Genomic DNA, 16,865 nt, shown 5'->3' with positions numbered 1-16,865 from the left:
AAGACCTGCCTTTTTTGCGCGCGCAGCATGTCATTCATGCTATCAAAGTCATTTGTTTCTTCAAGTGGCGTCTCGCGAAAGATGATCAACAGCGCAATGAGCCCTGCGACCACCAAACCCACTGCCATAATGGCTGAACGACTCAACACTCGACCTTGTGTCATTACAATGCATCCCTTAACGATTTCATCGGCGTGTTTCGTACCATCCGCAATACCGGCAGAGCCCCGGCTACCATCAATGCGCCCATCGCCAACAAACCAGTGATGAGATAAGCTTGCGGAATCAATTGCAGCTCAAGCGTCCAACCGAACGACTGTTTGATGATAATGTCCACCACCAACTCCGCCAATACCCAACCGAGCGGCAATGCAATCACCATCGCGATGGTACCAAAGACAAACAGTTGTAAACCGCCCATCACGATCAGCTCCCACCCTTTCATGCCAAGACAACGCAGTAAAGAGACGTGTTTTTGGCGCGAAATCTCGCCCGCGACAGTGGCAAAAAAGATACCAAACACAGCAATAATCAAGGTAATGTTGCCCAAGGTGTCTGCGATAGAGAAGGTGCGGTCAAAAATGTGCAGCGCTTGCTTATGAATATGACTGTTGTCAAACACACGCTCAGCGTCAATCCTAAACACCGTCTCCAAACGGCGTTTCAAGGCACTGGAATCGGTGCCATCATTGAGCACAGCGCCGAGCGCCACATTGCCGCGGCCTGCGTATGCGTACAACCAATTTCTGTGTGATAAAAGCACCTGATTGTAAGGGTTGCCGTAATCGTAGTAGATGCCGACCACTTGCCAACCACTGCCAAGTCGACCTTTCAAATCCAAGGTATCACCGGGACGAATGCCGAGCTTTAACGCCATTGACTCACTGACCATTACCCCTTTGGTGTTGTGCAGATAGTACCAATAGTTCGGGATACCGAGTTTAACAGTTAGCGCTTCTAGCTCCCCTTCGGAACCACCGGTGCTGACCACTTGCAGCACGCCTTCTTTCTCCGTGACCTCTTTTTCCCATCGCCACCAGACCGACTTCACTTCGGGTTGCTTGGTCAACCAATTGCTCATGCGAACCGACGCACTGTTACTCGGGTAAATGTAGAGATCGGCGGCCAAACGTTGGGATAGCCACTTATCCGTCGTATCTCTAAAGCTACCCACCATGGTTTCCACCCCAATGTTGGCAGCCATCGCCAGCATAAAGGCCATGGTTGCCACACCGCGATAACTCATACTAGATGCCGCATCAGCAAAGAACCAACGCGCTTTCACCCAGCGCAGTTTATAGGAAAGGATATTGAACACTTTCCAGATAATAAACGGCGTGATGAGCGCGGCACCAAGCAGCAAGCAAGTAATAATGGCAAAGCCTGTCTGTTGAGTTTGTGGCGCTTGGTAAATGGCGATCCCCGCCACCGCTAATCCAACAGCAATAAGCGCTTGAATAGAGAATTCACGGCCGGCGAAGCGCACTAAAGAGAGACGAGTGGTTAAACGGACCGGCTGAGAGCGCAGCAATCTCACCAAAGGCCAACCACAGGCGATAATGGCACCGAGTAAGGTCAGAGAGAGGCTGTAAAGACTGGAAGACCAACTCCAACCAATCACCAAGCCAACATTCGCATCGTAGAGGTCACCAAGGCTTGCCGATACCGCTGGCATCAACTGCTTCGCGAGCACCATGCCAAAGGCGTTACCACACAGCCAACTCACCAACACTAACGCCACTAATTCAATGCACAGCGACGCCGCCAATTGAACGCCACTGACACCGGTTTGACGAAGTACACCCACTAATGGCTGGCGTTGAATTAAAGAGAGCGACATCGCTTGATAAAAAATAAAAAGACCCACTAAGAACGCCATCATCCCCATCGCACTGAGATTGACGTGGAACGCCTCCGTGAGCGCTTCGAGTTCAACCCGAGAGTTGCGCGCTAAATTCATACCGTTGGGCAACAGCTCTTTCAACCGCTCAACTTTCTCGAGCGGCATTTCACTACACGCAATGACCGACAAGCCAGAACTGCGTTCAATCATTCGTACCAACGACATGTCGGCGACGATACGAGTCCCGTGGATCAAGTTTTGCTTATCAACGATGATCGGCCCTAATTTACTGCCATCGCCAAGTTCGACAAAGTCGTTATTATGCCAACGCATGTGTTCAGCCAACTCAGCACTGACCATAATTGGGTATGGCGGCTTCATCAGTTCAAGAATTGAAGCGCTTTTTAAGCGCGTCGCCGGGGTATCTTTGAGCATGAACATAGGATCCATACCCACAACGACGAGATCGCGGTAATCCTTGGTTCTAACGCGAACGAAATCAAACGGCGCACATTGATGAAAGCCTTCTCGGCGCAGTTGAATGTAAAAACCTTGAGGAATTTTGTTGGTCGCGTGTTTGGGGCGGATGCGATAAGGCAAAGGATTAGAAAAGAGTTTTTCGCCATGCGCGTAGCTTTGTCTCGCATGCTCATTGATCGCGGTTACGCCAACCAATAACGAGACGCCCAGTGTCAGGCCAAGCCAAACAAGCAGAATTTGAAAAGGATAACGTCGGTAATGCCCCAGTAATGCCTTAATGACGGGCCATAACATGGAGTTGCCCTCCTTGCAGACGTACCTTTCCTTGCATGTGTTCAGCAACGCGTTCACTGTGCGTCACCAACAGCAGAGTGCAATCTAGTTGGCGGCTCAATGAGGTCAAAAGTCGCATCACGGCTTCGGCATTGCGCTCATCCAAGCTTCCTGTTGGCTCATCAGCAAGCAGCAATTTGGGCTCCATATAGAGCGCACGAGCAATCGCGGCTCGCTGCTGCTGACCGCCCGATACCTCTTCAGGGTAACGGCCAAGCAGCGGCATGAGATCCAACGCAGATAAAATTTGTCGCCACAATCCGGCGTCTTCTGGTAAGCCTTTCAATTGGCGGCAGAAGCGGATGTTATCGGCAATATTAAGAGTGGGCAGCAAGTTATACTGCTGAAAGATAAGACCAATGTTATTGCGACGGTAGAGGGTGCGCTCGCTTTCGGTGGCGCTGTCCATCGACATGTTAGGGAAGCGAATGATGCCAGAATCAACGACATCCAGCCCAGCAATCAGATTGAGCAGGGTACTCTTGCCTGCCCCACTCTCGCCCATTAATGCAATTTGCTGCCCCTGGTTTAATAACAACTCAGCACCTTGTAAGACAGGGTGAAACTCACCGCCGTCGACATAGCCTTTACATAGGTCTGTAAGTTGTAGCATTAACCGTCTCACCTTTGATAGAAATGGGACTGTGAATCTACACTAAATAGTGATGAGTAGAAAGTGTTTTGGAGGGGAGATCACAACATATGCATCAAACCCCACCACTTAGCTGCACGATGTCTAATTTTCGATCAAATTTCGAATCCACTTTTTACTTTTGGTACGGTATATGGATCCAAACCACTTGATCGCTTCTTCGGTTAGAAACAGCAGATAAATCCACTGAGGCTCCAGTCCAAGACCTATGGCAGCAAAGGCGGCCAAAGGAATACCTATCAACCACTGCGCGACAAGATCTTGATAGAGGCAGAACTTCACATCGCCCCCCGCACGCAATACACCTACGATCAGCATCATGGGGACAGAGCGAAGCACAATCCCTACACTCAAAATCACAATGAACTGATCGGCCAACGCGCGGGTCTCATCGGTCAGGGCACTGAAGGCACCAAGCACCGCCCCTTGAACCATATAGAGTAAGATAGCCACGATCACGCTGACCGCCACATTCAATATCGTGACGCCAATCGCTTGGTAATAGACTTCTTTATACGCTTTAGCACCAATTTGATTGCCGACCAACACGGCTGCTGCATTGGACATACCAATCAACAAACTGAGAGAGATCGACTCAACCGGCGTCATCACCGAGAGCGCCGCCAAACCCTGCACGCCAGATTGTCCCATAATGGCGTGATAGACAAACAGTCCCCCAGCCCAAGCGAGAAAATTAAAGGTCGTCGGCAGAGAGAGTTTTAAGAAGCGCACGACTTTGTCCAGCTTTAGGATAGCCTTGATGTCATCGACACCAAACGCCAGTAAGTGTTGACGCAGATAGAGATAACCATACAAGGTGCCCACTTCAATCGCACCACTGAGCACGGTAGCAATCGCCGCCCCTTTGATGCCCATGGCTGGCATGCCAAATTGACCAAAGATAAGCACCCAGTTAAGAAAGATGTTCGCAACAATGCCGATGCCACTAAAGAAAGTACTAATGCCGGGGCGATGCATGGCGCGCAAACCCACAGACATACTGGCTACGCAGGCCACAGCAAACATACTCACCGAGGTTAACACCAAGTAGTCGCTGCCCAGTTGATTGACCTCTTCAGAATCCGTTGTCAGCGCCATAATCTCACTCGGAAAGAGGAGGAAAAACGCTGCGGTCAACGCCGCAAATACCATCGAAACAAGCCAAGTTAACGCCGTACTCTGCCTTACCCCTTGCTGATCACCGGCGCCCCAATACTGCGCCGTAAGCAGTGCGCCTCCGGTGGTCACCCCAACCAGCATAATGGTGGTCACGAATGTCGCACGCGCGGCCACACCCACCGCGGCGATCTCCGCTTCACCTAACTGACCCAGCATGATCACATCCACCAAGCCTCGGCTAGAGAACATAATGCTTTGCAAGGTGATGGGCAGCGCAATAGCAATAAGGCGACGAATAAAATCGCCACGAGTGTGCGACAAAACCTGAGAAATGAACAAGAGCACGTCCTTTTTGGTAAGGTGATCAAAGCGTTGAGCGGTGGGTTTGGGCAGAGCTGCCACTTGTCGCTATTATAGGTGTGAATCACTTTGTTGCTCAAGACCATAAGGAATGTCGATGAAAAAAGTGTTGGTGCTGGGCGGATCTGGCTATGTCGGGTCACAACTGCTTCCTCAGCTGTGCGAACAAGGTTACAGCGTCACTGCTGCTTCGCGAGATGTTTCGGCATTGAAGGCGCGTATCCCACCGCATCCCAACCTCACCTTGACTTACTTAGACCTGGCAGATCGCGCAGAGACCATCAAACTAGTGCGCGCCTTTGATATCGTCCTGTTTTTGGTACACGGTATGGCCCACGGTTCAGACTTTGTCGATTATGAAATCAGCTTGGCAGAACATTTTCGCGACGCACTTCGAGTGAGCCAAGTGAAACATGTGATTTATTTAAGTGCGCTCCAACCGCAAACAGGCAACTCACAACACCTTAAAGCGCGTTTGATGACCGGAGAGATCATCCGTCAAGCGGGTGTCCCTATCACCGAGTTACGTGCTGGCGTCATCATTGGTCCTGGCTCGGCGGCGTTTGAGATCATGCGCGACTTTGTTTACAACCTGCCTATTCTCATCGCGCCTAAATGGGTCGATTCAAAAGCGAATCCCATCGCATTGGCGAACCTTAATCACTACCTACTCTGCCTGATCAAAGAGCGAGTGACTCAGCATCAATGCTTTGAAGTGGGCGGCCCAGATGTGTTGACCTATCGAGAACAGTTTCAGGTTATCGGTCAAGCGGCGGGCAAACGGGTTCGACTTGTCAGCACTGCGCTGCTCACGCCTAAGATGGCCTCGCGTTGGCTCGCCTTGGTGACCTCTGTTCCTGCGTCGGTCGGCTCAGCGCTTCTGGCGGGGCTGTCTCATGACTTTGTCGCGGATTCAGCCGAGATACGCACTCGCTACCCACAGACCTTAATTGACTTTCAAACCATGATTGGGCGCGCGATAGAACAAGAGGGAGAATTCGTGCGCAGTAACGTGTGGGGGTATGACCCTGCGGCGCTCAATCGCTGGCAACCGGGCTATGGCTATTACCCGAAACAGGCAGGCGCAACGATAAAAACGCCACTCACTTCCAACGCGCTTTGGCAAATCATTCAAACCATCGGCCAACCCGATCAGGGCTACTTTTTCGCCAACGGCTTATGGCGAACACGCGAATGGCTTGACGTCTTGTTTGGCGCCGGAGCGCCAATTCGGCGTCAACCTTCTGGGCCTGAGCTTAAAGTGGGTGATTTTATTGACTCGTGGAAAGTGATCCGTTGTGAACCCAAGCGTTTTCTCTCATTGCTGTTTGGTATGAAAGGGCCTGGTTTAGGTCGTTTGGAATTTTCTATCGAGGATGATGGCACCCAGCGCACACTCAGCGTTACCGCTTGGTGGCACCCGCAAGGTTTTTGGGGATTAATGTATTGGTTTGCCATGATGCTGCCTCACCTGTTTATCTTCAAAGGCATGGTGAGAGCTATTGTGAGAAAGGCGGCGACATAGAGCGCGAAAAACAACGCCTTGCGTGTCAGCAAGGCGTTGTTTTTATGATTAAGAGCTCAGGCTAAGCCGTCAAGCTAAGGGGAATTTCTGGCAACTGCGTTCCACGATTGGCAGGAAAAATCAGATATTCACCGTGGTACTTCACATTCGACTTGTAGTCGGTCACCTTGTGCACCAAAAAGCCTGCGGCTGTGGCTTTCTCAACGAACTCGGCGTGATTACCGCGAACAAACCAACTCATCGGCTTAACTAAAGCCTCGCCTTCAAAGCAAGCGTCACATTGATCCGCGCACAGCGCCAAGGAGTTTTGCCCTTCCGTAAAGAGTTGCACCTTACCCACACCCACTAAGGGTTCTGAGGTAGAGACTTCCCAATCTGCGTTCTCCATCAGATCAAGGAACTGCTCAATATCACTGTCTTTCAGCGTTCGTTCCTCACCACTAAAGAAGGTATCGTACAGCTTAGCGATGCGTTTAAACGTGAACAACAGCCCTGCTTCGTTGCCTTTTGAGCGCCCCATTTTTTGCCAACGCGTCAGGTCATTTCCAACCACGCGATGAAAACGCTGCTCTTTAAGCGCTCGGGTCACCCAACGTACTAAATAATGATTGTTGGCGACCGGAGCGTCGGTCAGCTTTCCTAAACGATGCTGTGCATCGAGCTCTTCAAGCGCAAGTGTGACTAACTTGCGCATCTCAATTGTGTATTCAGACATTACGCCTTTCTTCCAAAAAATCCATACAACGCGGCAGAGAGTATCGAACATGCCGTCATGGTCGCTATCATCGGCCAAGTCGCATCACTTGGCAACATCGCAACCACCACGCCAATTACGGAACCTGTACCAAAACGCAGTGTGCCCGCCAATGATGACGCCGTACCCGCCATCGACGGATAGCCGCTCAAAAGTAGCCCCATACTGTTACTGCCAATGGTCGATAACGTGCCGATAAACAGCACCACAAAAGGCACAGTGCCCCAAAGACCAAGATCCAGCATCCAGGTAATAAACATCCCAATGCCGGCAAGCAGTTGCACCGCAAGACCAAATCTTAGCATCGCGTGCGAGCCGACTTTACGTACCAAGCGGCCATTGATGCTGGTCATGATGATCATCGCAACGATGTTCAAACCAAACAGATAACCAAAGTGATCCGGGCGTACGCCATAAATATCAATGTAGACAAACGAGCCTGCGGTCAAAAAGGCAAACATACCGGCGAATGAAAACGCACCGGAAAAAATCAACCCCATCGCCACAGGGTTGGCGCACAATCGGGCATAGTTTTGCATCGTGGTGCGAAAACGCAGCGGCTGACGCTTCTCCACTGGCAAGGTTTCTGGAATTTTCCAAAGCACCAAAGCGATCACGATGGCTGCAAAAATTGCCAGGATCCAAAAAATTGCTCGCCAGCCAAACCAAATGGCGACGTGACCACCGATCATCGGTGCCACCAAAGGCGCTATGGTAATCACTAAGGTCACAAATGACATGGTGCGCGCGAAATCCTCACGATCAAACATGTCACGGACAACAGCTTGAATAATGACGGCCGCCGCAGCGCCCGCAAAGCCTTGCGCGGTGCGCACCCAAGTGAGCGCTTCAATACTTGTGGTGGTTGCACTCACCAATGAGGCCAAACCAAAAAACAGCACGCCAAGGATCAGCACCGGGCGACGACCATAGCTGTCCGCCAATGGGCCATGAATCAACTGACCAATAGCAAAGCCCGCGGTGTAAGCCGTAAGGGTGATTTGCACCGCGCCACTTTCGACACCGAGATCGGCAGCGATGGAGGGCATCGCAGGCAAATACATATCAATCGCCAATGGCGTTAAGGCACCAATGGCGCCCAAAACTAAAAACAACAAAAAGCTCAACTGAGGCGTGTCGGTTTTGGTAATAGCAGTATCAGACATAAGTCTCCTATCCGATAGCGAAAAAACGAGCCGCAGAAAGGCGGCTCGTCAAAAGAAATGAAGTTAACCGGACTATATTCAACCGATTGAGCCCAAATTACTAGTTCCTATTAGGAAATAAAGCTCTTCCAAATTGGGGTATTAATTCCAAATAGAATCAATTTCTGCTTGAGTCAGGTAACGGTATTCACCCGGTTCAAGCGAATCATCCAGCGCTATCGCACCGATGCGTTCACGGTGAAGATGCTCAACCTTATTGCCCAGTGCAGCAAACATGCGTTTCACTTGGTGGTACTTGCCTTCAGTAATCGTCAGCAGCAGTTCGTGCTCATCTGCATTGACTATCTCTAGTTTCGCGGGCAGCGTCGGCTCTTTCTCGTTGCGCAGTTCGATGCCTTGGGCGAGTTTTTCTGCATAGTCGTCACCGATAGGATCGGCGAGCCACACTCGGTACGTTTTCTCACACTTATGTTTCGGTGAAGTGATGCGGTGCGACCACTGGCCATCATCGGTAATCAACACTAAACCTGTGGTATCGACGTCTAATCGCCCAGCAAAATGCAGGTTTTCAATCTTCACTTCATCTAGCAGTACAAACGCGGTGTGATTAAAACCGTCTTCATGAGAGCAGACAAATCCCTCAGGTTTGTAAAGCATGATGTATTTTGGTCCTGGTTTGCCGATTTCACGACCCTGCCACTCGACGACGCACGTGTCGGAAACTTTAACTGCACCGCTTTTTTGCACCACATCGTTGACCGTCACTTCGCCACTTTTGATGATTTTCGTGGCTTCTTTTCGCGTCGCACCTAAGGCATCGCAGAGAAATTTGTCTAAACGCATTTTTACCTCACTCTGTGTTCGCCGCGCAGTATACAGAGTTCACTGCGCGCTGCGAACCCTTTACGCTTGCGCCAGCAACTCAATCACCAATGAGCGGAGCCACTGATTCGCTGGGTTATTATCCAGCTTCTTCGGCCAATTGACCCATAGCGCGACCTTGTTGATCTCATAAGGTACAGCCATGATTTTTACAGGCAGAGCCTCTTGAATGCGGATTGCTGCATTTTTCGTACAGATGCCAATTGCATCTGTATGTGCAATGGTGTGCAACATCGAGTACAAAGAATTATGTTCGCTATGGATTTTACGCTGTGGGATCGGCTGTTTAGCCAAAGTGTCGGCGGCACGTGAATTGAAGCGCAATAAATTTAGAAAAGCATGGGATTCTGAAAAATACTCATCATAACTAATCGTATCACCGATACGAGGGTGATTCTCGTTAACCACGCACACCATCGGCTCCTGATGAGCCAATATTGACGCAACACCACCAAGATGAGGGGCCACAAAGTCGACTACCAAGTCAACCTCTCCCGATGCCAATGCATCGTATGTTTCATCCTGATCCGGAGGTAATGCCACGCAGATAACCTGAGCTCGTCCCTTGTTTTTTTCCGCTAAACGCATAATAAGATCAGACATATACACATCGGGCACAAAAACTCGGAAGGTACGATCCGTCTCACTTGCCGAAAAATTCTCATAACCCAGTATTGTCCGCTCTATCGCATAAAACGGCGTCGAGACTTGTTTGAATAAATCATGCGCAACATACGTCGCTTCAACACCGACGTGTTTGCGTTGGAACAAGGTTTCTCCAAGTTGGGTATTGAGTCGCTTAATCGCGTGACTTACGGCAGAGGGGGTCAAATCCAACTCTTCTGCGGTTGTCGTATAAGAGCGACTTTTATAAACACTCAAAAATACTCTGAGCAGATTGAGGTCAAAATGGGTTGCCTTAGGCATTACCTTACCTTCTGAAGTCAGAACAATGAGTTCAATAAAGCAAAAAATGCCCCTGCATAGCAAGGGCAAAATATATCAGTTGTGACAAGCGATCTTAACGGTTGATCGGTGACACACCTGTTTTCGATTTACCAAAGCTGTATGGGCTGTGGTCTTGTGGTAATGCCATCTTGAACCAGAACTCAAAATCATCTAGGTAAGAGGTCAATGCACCCATCTTGCTGATATCACCCGTCACTGTGGCTTTACCTGACTTCAACAGGTCTTGAAGTGTGGTTTGCTGAAGTAGCATTAAAGTGATATCGCTACGGTTCACTGTTAGTATGAAATCAGCATTTGGCGCATCGAAACCTTCAATATTACTCATACGACCGTTGCGCGCTTCAATCGCATATTTAGTATTTTCGTCAGGAATCACCAGGTTCGCGTTCATATTGAAGCCATCCATTGCCGCTTTAGGGCCGTTGAAACGTACAGCCATAAAGTTCAAGAAATCACGCGTAGGCATCGCTTGGATCAAATCCGGTGTTGCCGCTTTAGTTGATTGGACTGGTACAATACCTTGTCGCAACTCAGCCGCGCCAGCTAAGAAGACATTTCGTTCGCCAGATGATTCAGATTGGTAACCTAACTGCTCAAAACAGTCCGCTTGAAGGTAACGACCTTGCATGTTTTCTGGGTTCGCAAACACAACATTGTTGACCACCGTTGCACACCAACGATATTCACCGTTATCAAACGCTTTCTTACCTTCTGCAAGAATCGCTTCTTCGCCCATCATCTTTGTGTACTTCTTCGCTTGATCAACAGAGTTAAGGTGTAATAGTGTCGCTGGGTTCATGTCGAAATAACCAATGTACTTGTTCGCTACGGCTTTCGCGTTACGGTGGTAAGAGCCGTGATAGCCACGAGTGTACCATTGATCAGCCAGTGGTTTAGGTACGAAGAATTCATCTTGAATGTCTGTGATGCTGACACCATGGTTAATCAAACGTAGCGTTTCATCATGCAAGTAACCATACATGTCGCGCTGACCACGCAGATAATCTTGGATATTTTCGTTGCCCCAACGTGGCCAACCGTGTGATGCAAACAACAGTTCGGCTTCACCACCAAATAGGTAGAGCGCTTCGTTGATAGAATCAGCCCATTGCAGGGTATCACGCACGAACGCACCGCGCAGTGTATAAACGTTGTGTAAACCTGAAACCGTAGTCTCGGCCCCCCAATACGCTTTGTAAGCAGGAATGTAAGTGTTCATTTCTGATGGCGCTTCCGTGTCTGGCGCGTTTTGAAACACCATTTCTAGGCCATCAACGGTAATAGTTTCAATATCTTCTTCCACTTGATGTGTTGGAAGGATCAGAGACAAGCCACCATTTGCAACACCTTTACCAATCGCTGCATCGACTTGGCCAAGCTCACTCTTCTCTAGTGTGTTGCCGTATTGATAAACAACGCGACGCGCCATCACGTTACCTGCAAGTACGTTTTCAGAGATCGCAAAGTCTGAGAACGCACGAGGCGCAAGAATTTGCACTTCACCGTTATCCACTTGTTCTTGAGAAACAATACCTTTCACGCCACCAAAGTGGTCACCATGAGAGTGTGAGTAAACAACCGCTTTAATCGGTAGCTCACCGCCTTTCGCGTGCGCTTTGAAAAGCTCGTAAGCCGCAGCTGACGTTTCAGGAATCGTTAGAGGATCGAACACAACCCAACCGTTGTCAGAGCGAACAAAGCTCACTTGCGCCAAGTCGTAACCACGAACTTGGTACACTTTACCAGGAAGAATCTCAAACAGACCGTGCTCCATGTTCAATTCAGCTTGGCGCTGCATGGATGGGTGGATAGAGTCGTAGTCTTTACCTTGCAACAGGTAATCATAACTCCCAAGTTCCCACACTACGTTGCCTTTTGCGTCTTTGATCTCTAAGTCATCAACACGTGCGATAAAACCTTTACGAGCCAACTCCCAATCTTCTTGGTCAGCAAAAGGTAACGCTTCACGCAGCTCCTTTTGGAACACAGCGGTATGCGCGCTCGCAGGCTTTTGATCGGGAGTAAATGTAGGGAGTGATGCTGATGCTGACACTGCGCCAGACATGGTCGCTGTGATCACCATCGCTAGAGTAGAAAGTTTCATACGAACCTCTATTTATATGAGTAAATTGGATTAGGCGAATGCTTTTGTCATAAGAGCGGTAAACTCTTGTGATGTATCTAAGTTAAAGAACAGGCCAAGTTTGTCGGCGCTAGCAAAGTCTATTTGTCCGCGGACTAGTGCGGTCATCACGTCAATATCGGTCACTATGATGCCTTGATATTCCGACTTCGGTACTTCATGCGCCAGCACGTTGATCTGATCGCCATCGGCCACAAAACGATAGAAATGTTGGCCAGAGGCTTCAAAAAGAGTGATATCGAACACTTCGCCTTGATAGTGCGATTGCAGTTTTTGCATCAGAATGAACTGAACGGTCGACCAGTTGCTGTTTGCATAAGTTTGCACGTCTCCACGCTGCTGAGCTTGTTGAAATGCAACGGCCACCTCAAATGTGCCTTGAGGAATCGCAAACACAGCACCATCTACCGCGCCATCAGCCAAACACGCGTAAGCCTGTTGACCTGCCAGCATTCCAGCCATGATTCCTGCGATAAGCTTAAGCTTCATGATGCGTCACCCTTTTGATTCGTTGAAAGCATCATATCAAGCAGATTGATGAATAAGAACCAAGCTAACCCAGAGTGAAAGGTGAATTAAATTCACATCAAACCACCCTCTCCGCTTCGCAACACAAGATGTGTATAATCGTTCAAAATTTCCTAGCTGTTCGACGCCATGTACACCCTCAGACCCTACCAAGCAGACTCCGTCAAAGCGGTAATCCATTACTTTCGCGCCAATCAAACCCCTGCGGTGCTTGTGTTGCCAACGGGTGCGGGGAAAAGCTTAGTCATCGCAGAATTAGCACGTTTGGCAAAAGGGCGCGTCTTGGTGCTGGCACACGTCAAAGAGTTGGTTGAGCAAAACCACGCCAAGTACGAAGGTTACGGGTTAAAGGGTGCGATTTTCTCTGCCGGACTTGGCCGCAAGGAGACCGATCAGCAAGTGGTGTTTGCCTCAGTGCAATCGGTTGTGCGCAATTTGGACGCGTTCAGTCACCAATTTTCGCTACTGGTGATCGATGAATGCCACCGCGTACCGGATGACAAAAACACCAGTTATCAAAAAGTCATTCGCCACTTGAGCGAGCTTAACCCGGGCATTAAAGTGCTTGGGCTCACCGCCACACCCTATCGCCTGGGGATGGGTTGGATTTACCAGTACCACACACGCGGCTTAGTACGCAGCGATGAACCGAGGTTCTTCCGCGATTGCATCTTTGAACTGCCTATCCAGTATTTACTTGATGAAGGATTTCTAACGCCCGCCACGCTGCTCGATGCCCCAGTACTGAGCTATGATTTCTCGCAACTCAAGCCCGCCAGTACCGGGCGATATAAAGAGTCAGAACTTGATATGGTGATTGACAATGCCAAGCGCGCTACGCCACAAATCGTCGAGCAAATCATCCAGCACGCTGAGCACAGGCAAGGCGTAATGATATTCGCCGCCACGGTGAGGCATGCGCAGGAGATCTTTTCGCTCCTGCCTAGCGATCACACTGCGCTGGTCATCGGCGATACGCCTACTACGGAGCGTGACAGCATCATCGAACGCTTTAAGCAGCGCCAAATCAAATATCTGGTCAATGTCTCGGTGCTGACGACGGGCTTTGATGCGCCGCATGTGGATCTGATTGCCATTCTGCGTCCAACAGAATCGGTCAGCTTGTATCAACAGATTGTCGGTCGTGGGCTACGTTTATCGCCAGGCAAAAGTGATTGCTTGGTACTCGATTACGCGGGCAACACTTACGATCTCTATCAACCCGAAGTGGGCGATCCAAAACCAGACTCGGACAGCGAGATCATCACCATCCCCTGTCCGGCTTGTGGCTTTAACAACAACTTTTGGGGCAAGCTCGATAGCAATGGCTTTTTAATTGAACATTTTGGCCGTAAGTGCCAAGGGTATTTTACCGATGAAGAGACGGGCGAGCGCGAGCACTGCAACTACCGCTTTCGCGCAAAATACTGCGGTGATTGCGGCGCCGATAACGATATAGCTGCGCGTATTTGCCATGAGTGTGACGCCACCTTAGTCGACCCAGACAAGAAGCTTAAAGAGGCGTTAAATCTTAAAGATGCTTTAGTGTTTGAGTGCTTGGCGATGGACTTTTCGCTGCACAAAGATGGCCAAGGTAAAAACCAGCTCCGGGTCAGCTACGTGGGTGACAACGATGCCAAGGTGCATGAATTTTGGTCTCTCACCACGCCTAAACAGAAAAAGACCTTCAAAGATCGCTTCGTTCGTCCGCATTTGGCGGACAAGCATCGCCCCTTTGATACCCTATCACCGAGTAAAGTGGTCGATAACCAACACCGCTTTCGCCCGCCGCAGTTTGTGATTGCGCGTAAGGTCGGGCGCTTTTGGAAAATGCGCGATAAAATCTTTGACGATGAGCTGAGCGGATAATTCACTCAAGGTTCATCTTGTTGCGTGTATGCTCATGTTGATTCTGAACAGAGGAATATACTGATGAATACACTGAGAACACCCCGTATGAGTCAATTTTTACCGGCTTCCTTTCTTCTTGCTAGTGCCGTCTTCTTTTCTCTGCCCAGTGCGGCGCAAGACGGCCACGCCCTAGTTCAAGATGAGTACCACCCGGGAACCCGCGTCGATCTCGATGGCGATCAAGACGAAGTCTACAGAGCGGTACAAAATGGCGACATTCGACCCTTTTCCGAGATGTATGCAGCGGTCGAGCGCGACTTGCATGGTAGAATCATCCAAGTCGAATTGGATCAAGATGATGGCATTTGGATCTATGAGCTCAAACTCAACCACAATAACAACATCATTAAAGTCGAGTACAATGCAGCCAGTTTAGAAATGCTGGAAATCAAAGGCCGGCACTTTCGCGACGCGCTTAAACCCACTGAATAAGGAGCCTCGGTTAGAATGAAAATATTGGTGATTGAAGACGACCTTCGCCTTGGGCAACAAATTCAAGCGTCTTTTGACGATGCAGATTGGGTCAGTGAGTGGTCTCCCGATGGTGAGGATGGTCTCTATCGTGCCACCAGCGAAGAGTGGGACGCGATTGTATTGGACTTGGGCCTACCCAAACTGGATGGGCTTTCGGTGTTGAGTGGCATTCGCGCCAACAACATCAATACCCCAGTGGTGATACTCAGTGCCCGTGACGCGCTCAGCGAGCGAGTAGAAGGGCTAAATGCTGGCGCCGATGATTACCTCACCAAACCGTTTGAAATGGTCGAGTTGATCGCCCGCGTTCGCGCCCAGCTTCGCCGAGCCTCTGGTAATGCTTCACCCGTCATGCAGGTGGGTAACCTGAGCCTCAATACCCGCAACTCTACCGTACTCTGGCAGCAAACCCCCGTCACACTAACGGCGCTAGAATACAAAGTCGTCGCCTACTTTATGCACAACCCAGACAAAGTCATCTCTCGCACCGAACTGGTCGAGCACATCTACAAACAAGATTTTGATCGTGATTCCAACACCATTGAGGTCTTTATTGGCCGTATCCGCAAAAAAATCGCGCCTGACGTCATCAAAACCGTGCGTGGGTTAGGATACCAGCTCAATGCCTAAGCTCCGAGTCGCCAACCTTAAAAAGCTCAGCCTAAAAAGTCGCCTGGTCTTTGCCGCTATCATCTGGCTCACGGCGATGATCATCGCCGCCGGCGTGACTGTACCGACCCAAGTTCTGCACTATATGGTTGAGGACAGCCGCGATCAGCTCTCTATTTATATGGATGAAATGGCGGGTGCGCTTAACGTCAATGACCGAGGTGAACTCTCGCTCTCTTCGAGCTTATCCGATCCTCGCTTTACTCGCCCTTATAGTGGTTTCTACTGGCAAGCGAGCACTGATAGCGACACGCTGCGTTCGCGCTCTCTGTGGGATCAGACACTGACCTTCAAAGGCGCAAAAAAACACAAAGGCAAAAGCGCTGTATTTGGGGCAAAAGGCGAGAAACTCATCACCATGGATTCGACCCTCTATTTCCCCGATTACAACGGCCCTATTCAAGTGACGATTGGCATGGGTGAACAGCCCATCGAAGCGACCGTCACCGAGTTGATGGGTCAGCTGTGGCTGATTCTCGGCTTACTCTATCTTGGGCTTCTGACTGTCGTTATGCTGCAAGTAGAGTGGTCATTAAGCCCACTGGGCAAGATGAAGAAAGAGTTGGCCGAGCTGCGCCGTGGCGAAAAAAATCGCCTTGATGAAGCCTACCCCAAAGATGTAGCTCCGGTGATCAGTGACCTCAACGCGCTGCTGTTTCACTATCAAGAGCTTCTCGAACGCGCCCGTCATCACGCTGGGAACCTCTCGCATGCCTTAAAAACGCCGCTGTCTGTGCTCAAGAATGAAATCCGTCAATTGGGGGAGGTAGAACAAGCGAAGCTGACCCCAGCCATCGATCAAATTCAGCACCAAATTGATTATCACCTCGGACGCGCGCGCATGGCCGGCGCCAAAAACATTCTCGCGGTAAAATCCAATCCCGCCGAGCGCGTCGATGCCATCACACTCGCGTTTGACAAAATATACGCCAGCCGGGGCTTAACCGTCATCAATGAACTGGATTCCGATATTGAGCTTGCCGTGGAACAAACCGACCTCGACGAGATGCTAGGTGCTGGAGGGTTCTGTCATCCTGTTTCTTTTAACCTTAGCAAT

14 protein-coding genes are annotated in these 16,865 nt (G+C 49.9%); 5 read left to right on the top strand and 9 right to left on the bottom strand.

From position 1 onward, the window contains the following. Positions 1–163: 163 nt before the first annotated feature. The 3 genes from AC6R0L_RS04960 to AC6R0L_RS04950 all read right to left on the bottom strand — a co-directional run bounded on the left by AC6R0L_RS04960 (position 164) and on the right by AC6R0L_RS04950 (position 4,766). On the bottom strand, positions 164–2,617 hold the full coding sequence (locus AC6R0L_RS04960; protein WP_500628455.1) for an ABC transporter permease: 2,454 nt from the start codon (positions 2,615–2,617) through the stop codon (positions 164–166). Continuing rightward, complete coding sequence (locus AC6R0L_RS04955; RefSeq protein ID WP_500628454.1) at positions 2,598–3,269, bottom strand: ABC transporter ATP-binding protein; 672 nt, start codon at positions 3,267–3,269, stop codon at positions 2,598–2,600. Before AC6R0L_RS04955 ends, AC6R0L_RS04960 begins: the two co-directional genes overlap by 20 nt. 123 nt (positions 3,270–3,392) lie before the next feature. Beyond that, positions 3,393–4,766: an MATE family efflux transporter gene (locus AC6R0L_RS04950; RefSeq protein WP_500628453.1), complete on the bottom strand. Its 1,374-nt coding sequence runs from the start codon at positions 4,764–4,766 to the stop codon at positions 3,393–3,395. Between the two features lie 118 nt (positions 4,767–4,884). On the opposite strand from AC6R0L_RS04950, the gene AC6R0L_RS04945 reads away from it, so the two are divergent. Then, complete coding sequence (locus tag AC6R0L_RS04945) at positions 4,885–6,312, top strand: DUF2867 domain-containing protein (RefSeq protein WP_500628452.1); 1,428 nt, start codon at positions 4,885–4,887, stop codon at positions 6,310–6,312. Positions 6,313–6,373: 61 nt separating this feature from the next. Here the strand turns inward: AC6R0L_RS04945 and AC6R0L_RS04940 are convergent, their stop codons facing one another. The 6 genes from AC6R0L_RS04940 to AC6R0L_RS04915 all read right to left on the bottom strand — a co-directional run bounded on the left by AC6R0L_RS04940 (position 6,374) and on the right by AC6R0L_RS04915 (position 12,715). After that, positions 6,374–7,027 (bottom strand): DUF2913 family protein, encoded by a 654-nt coding sequence (locus AC6R0L_RS04940; protein WP_487903540.1) that lies wholly within the window; start codon positions 7,025–7,027, stop codon positions 6,374–6,376. Continuing rightward, entirely contained in the window at positions 7,027–8,232 is a 1,206-nt protein-coding gene (locus tag AC6R0L_RS04935; RefSeq protein ID WP_500628451.1) for a Bcr/CflA family multidrug efflux MFS transporter, read from the bottom strand. The genes AC6R0L_RS04940 and AC6R0L_RS04935 overlap by 1 nt, the downstream gene beginning before the upstream one ends. Before the next feature lie 141 nt (positions 8,233–8,373). Further along, complete coding sequence (gene rsuA, locus AC6R0L_RS04930) at positions 8,374–9,075, bottom strand: 16S rRNA pseudouridine(516) synthase RsuA (RefSeq protein ID WP_500628450.1); 702 nt, start codon at positions 9,073–9,075, stop codon at positions 8,374–8,376. Positions 9,076–9,135: 60 nt separating this feature from the next. Continuing rightward, complete coding sequence (locus tag AC6R0L_RS04925) at positions 9,136–10,041, bottom strand: LysR family transcriptional regulator (protein WP_500628449.1); 906 nt, start codon at positions 10,039–10,041, stop codon at positions 9,136–9,138. Between the two features lie 94 nt (positions 10,042–10,135). Continuing rightward, a complete protein-coding gene (locus AC6R0L_RS04920; RefSeq protein WP_500628448.1) occupies positions 10,136–12,187 on the bottom strand; it encodes an alkyl/aryl-sulfatase in 2,052 nt (683 codons plus the stop codon). A gap of 30 nt (positions 12,188–12,217) precedes the next feature. After that, a complete protein-coding gene (locus tag AC6R0L_RS04915; RefSeq protein WP_500628447.1) occupies positions 12,218–12,715 on the bottom strand; it encodes a hypothetical protein in 498 nt (165 codons plus the stop codon). 168 nt (positions 12,716–12,883) lie between these two features. On the opposite strand from AC6R0L_RS04915, the gene radD reads away from it, so the two are divergent. The 4 genes from radD to AC6R0L_RS04895 form a co-directional block, all read left to right on the top strand. Further along, positions 12,884–14,623, top strand: a complete 1,740-nt coding sequence (gene radD, locus AC6R0L_RS04910) for a DNA repair helicase RadD (RefSeq protein WP_500628446.1) — start codon at positions 12,884–12,886, stop codon at positions 14,621–14,623. A gap of 63 nt (positions 14,624–14,686) precedes the next feature. After that, entirely contained in the window at positions 14,687–15,097 is a 411-nt protein-coding gene (locus tag AC6R0L_RS04905) for a PepSY domain-containing protein (protein WP_500628445.1), read from the top strand. 15 nt (positions 15,098–15,112) lie between these two features. Then, the gene (locus AC6R0L_RS04900) at positions 15,113–15,769 is read left to right on the top strand and encodes a response regulator transcription factor (protein ID WP_500628444.1); all 657 of its coding nucleotides are present in this window, start codon (positions 15,113–15,115) and stop codon (positions 15,767–15,769) included. After that, positions 15,762–16,865: ATP-binding protein (locus AC6R0L_RS04895; protein ID WP_500628443.1), on the top strand; the 1,104-nt coding region annotated here is incomplete at its 3' end. The genes AC6R0L_RS04900 and AC6R0L_RS04895, both read left to right, overlap by 8 nt.

The sequence above is a fragment of the Vibrio sp. R15-SG3-ISO1A genome (genome assembly GCF_059833955.1).
Note: the sequence above shows the minus strand (reverse complement) of the source record. Positions and strands in the feature narration are given on the sequence as shown.

What these genes read in the sequence shown, in the direction of transcription:
- AC6R0L_RS04960 (WP_500628455.1), bottom strand. Translation starts at nt 2,617, where the DNA reads ATGTTATGGCCCGTCATTAAGGCATTACTGGGGCATTACCGACGTTAT.
- AC6R0L_RS04955 (WP_500628454.1), bottom strand. Translation starts at nt 3,269, where the DNA reads ATGCTACAACTTACAGACCTATGTAAAGGCTATGTCGACGGCGGTGAG.
- AC6R0L_RS04945 (WP_500628452.1), top strand. Translation starts at nt 4,885, where the DNA reads ATGAAAAAAGTGTTGGTGCTGGGCGGATCTGGCTATGTCGGGTCACAA.
- AC6R0L_RS04940 (WP_487903540.1), bottom strand. Translation starts at nt 7,027, where the DNA reads ATGTCTGAATACACAATTGAGATGCGCAAGTTAGTCACACTTGCGCTT.
- AC6R0L_RS04935 (WP_500628451.1), bottom strand. Translation starts at nt 8,232, where the DNA reads ATGTCTGATACTGCTATTACCAAAACCGACACGCCTCAGTTGAGCTTT.
- rsuA (WP_500628450.1), bottom strand. Translation starts at nt 9,075, where the DNA reads ATGCGTTTAGACAAATTTCTCTGCGATGCCTTAGGTGCGACGCGAAAA.
- AC6R0L_RS04925 (WP_500628449.1), bottom strand. Translation starts at nt 10,041, where the DNA reads ATGCCTAAGGCAACCCATTTTGACCTCAATCTGCTCAGAGTATTTTTG.
- AC6R0L_RS04920 (WP_500628448.1), bottom strand. Translation starts at nt 12,187, where the DNA reads ATGAAACTTTCTACTCTAGCGATGGTGATCACAGCGACCATGTCTGGC.
- AC6R0L_RS04915 (WP_500628447.1), bottom strand. Translation starts at nt 12,715, where the DNA reads ATGAAGCTTAAGCTTATCGCAGGAATCATGGCTGGAATGCTGGCAGGT.
- radD (WP_500628446.1), top strand. Translation starts at nt 12,884, where the DNA reads ATGTACACCCTCAGACCCTACCAAGCAGACTCCGTCAAAGCGGTAATC.
- AC6R0L_RS04905 (WP_500628445.1), top strand. Translation starts at nt 14,687, where the DNA reads ATGAATACACTGAGAACACCCCGTATGAGTCAATTTTTACCGGCTTCC.
- AC6R0L_RS04900 (WP_500628444.1), top strand. Translation starts at nt 15,113, where the DNA reads ATGAAAATATTGGTGATTGAAGACGACCTTCGCCTTGGGCAACAAATT.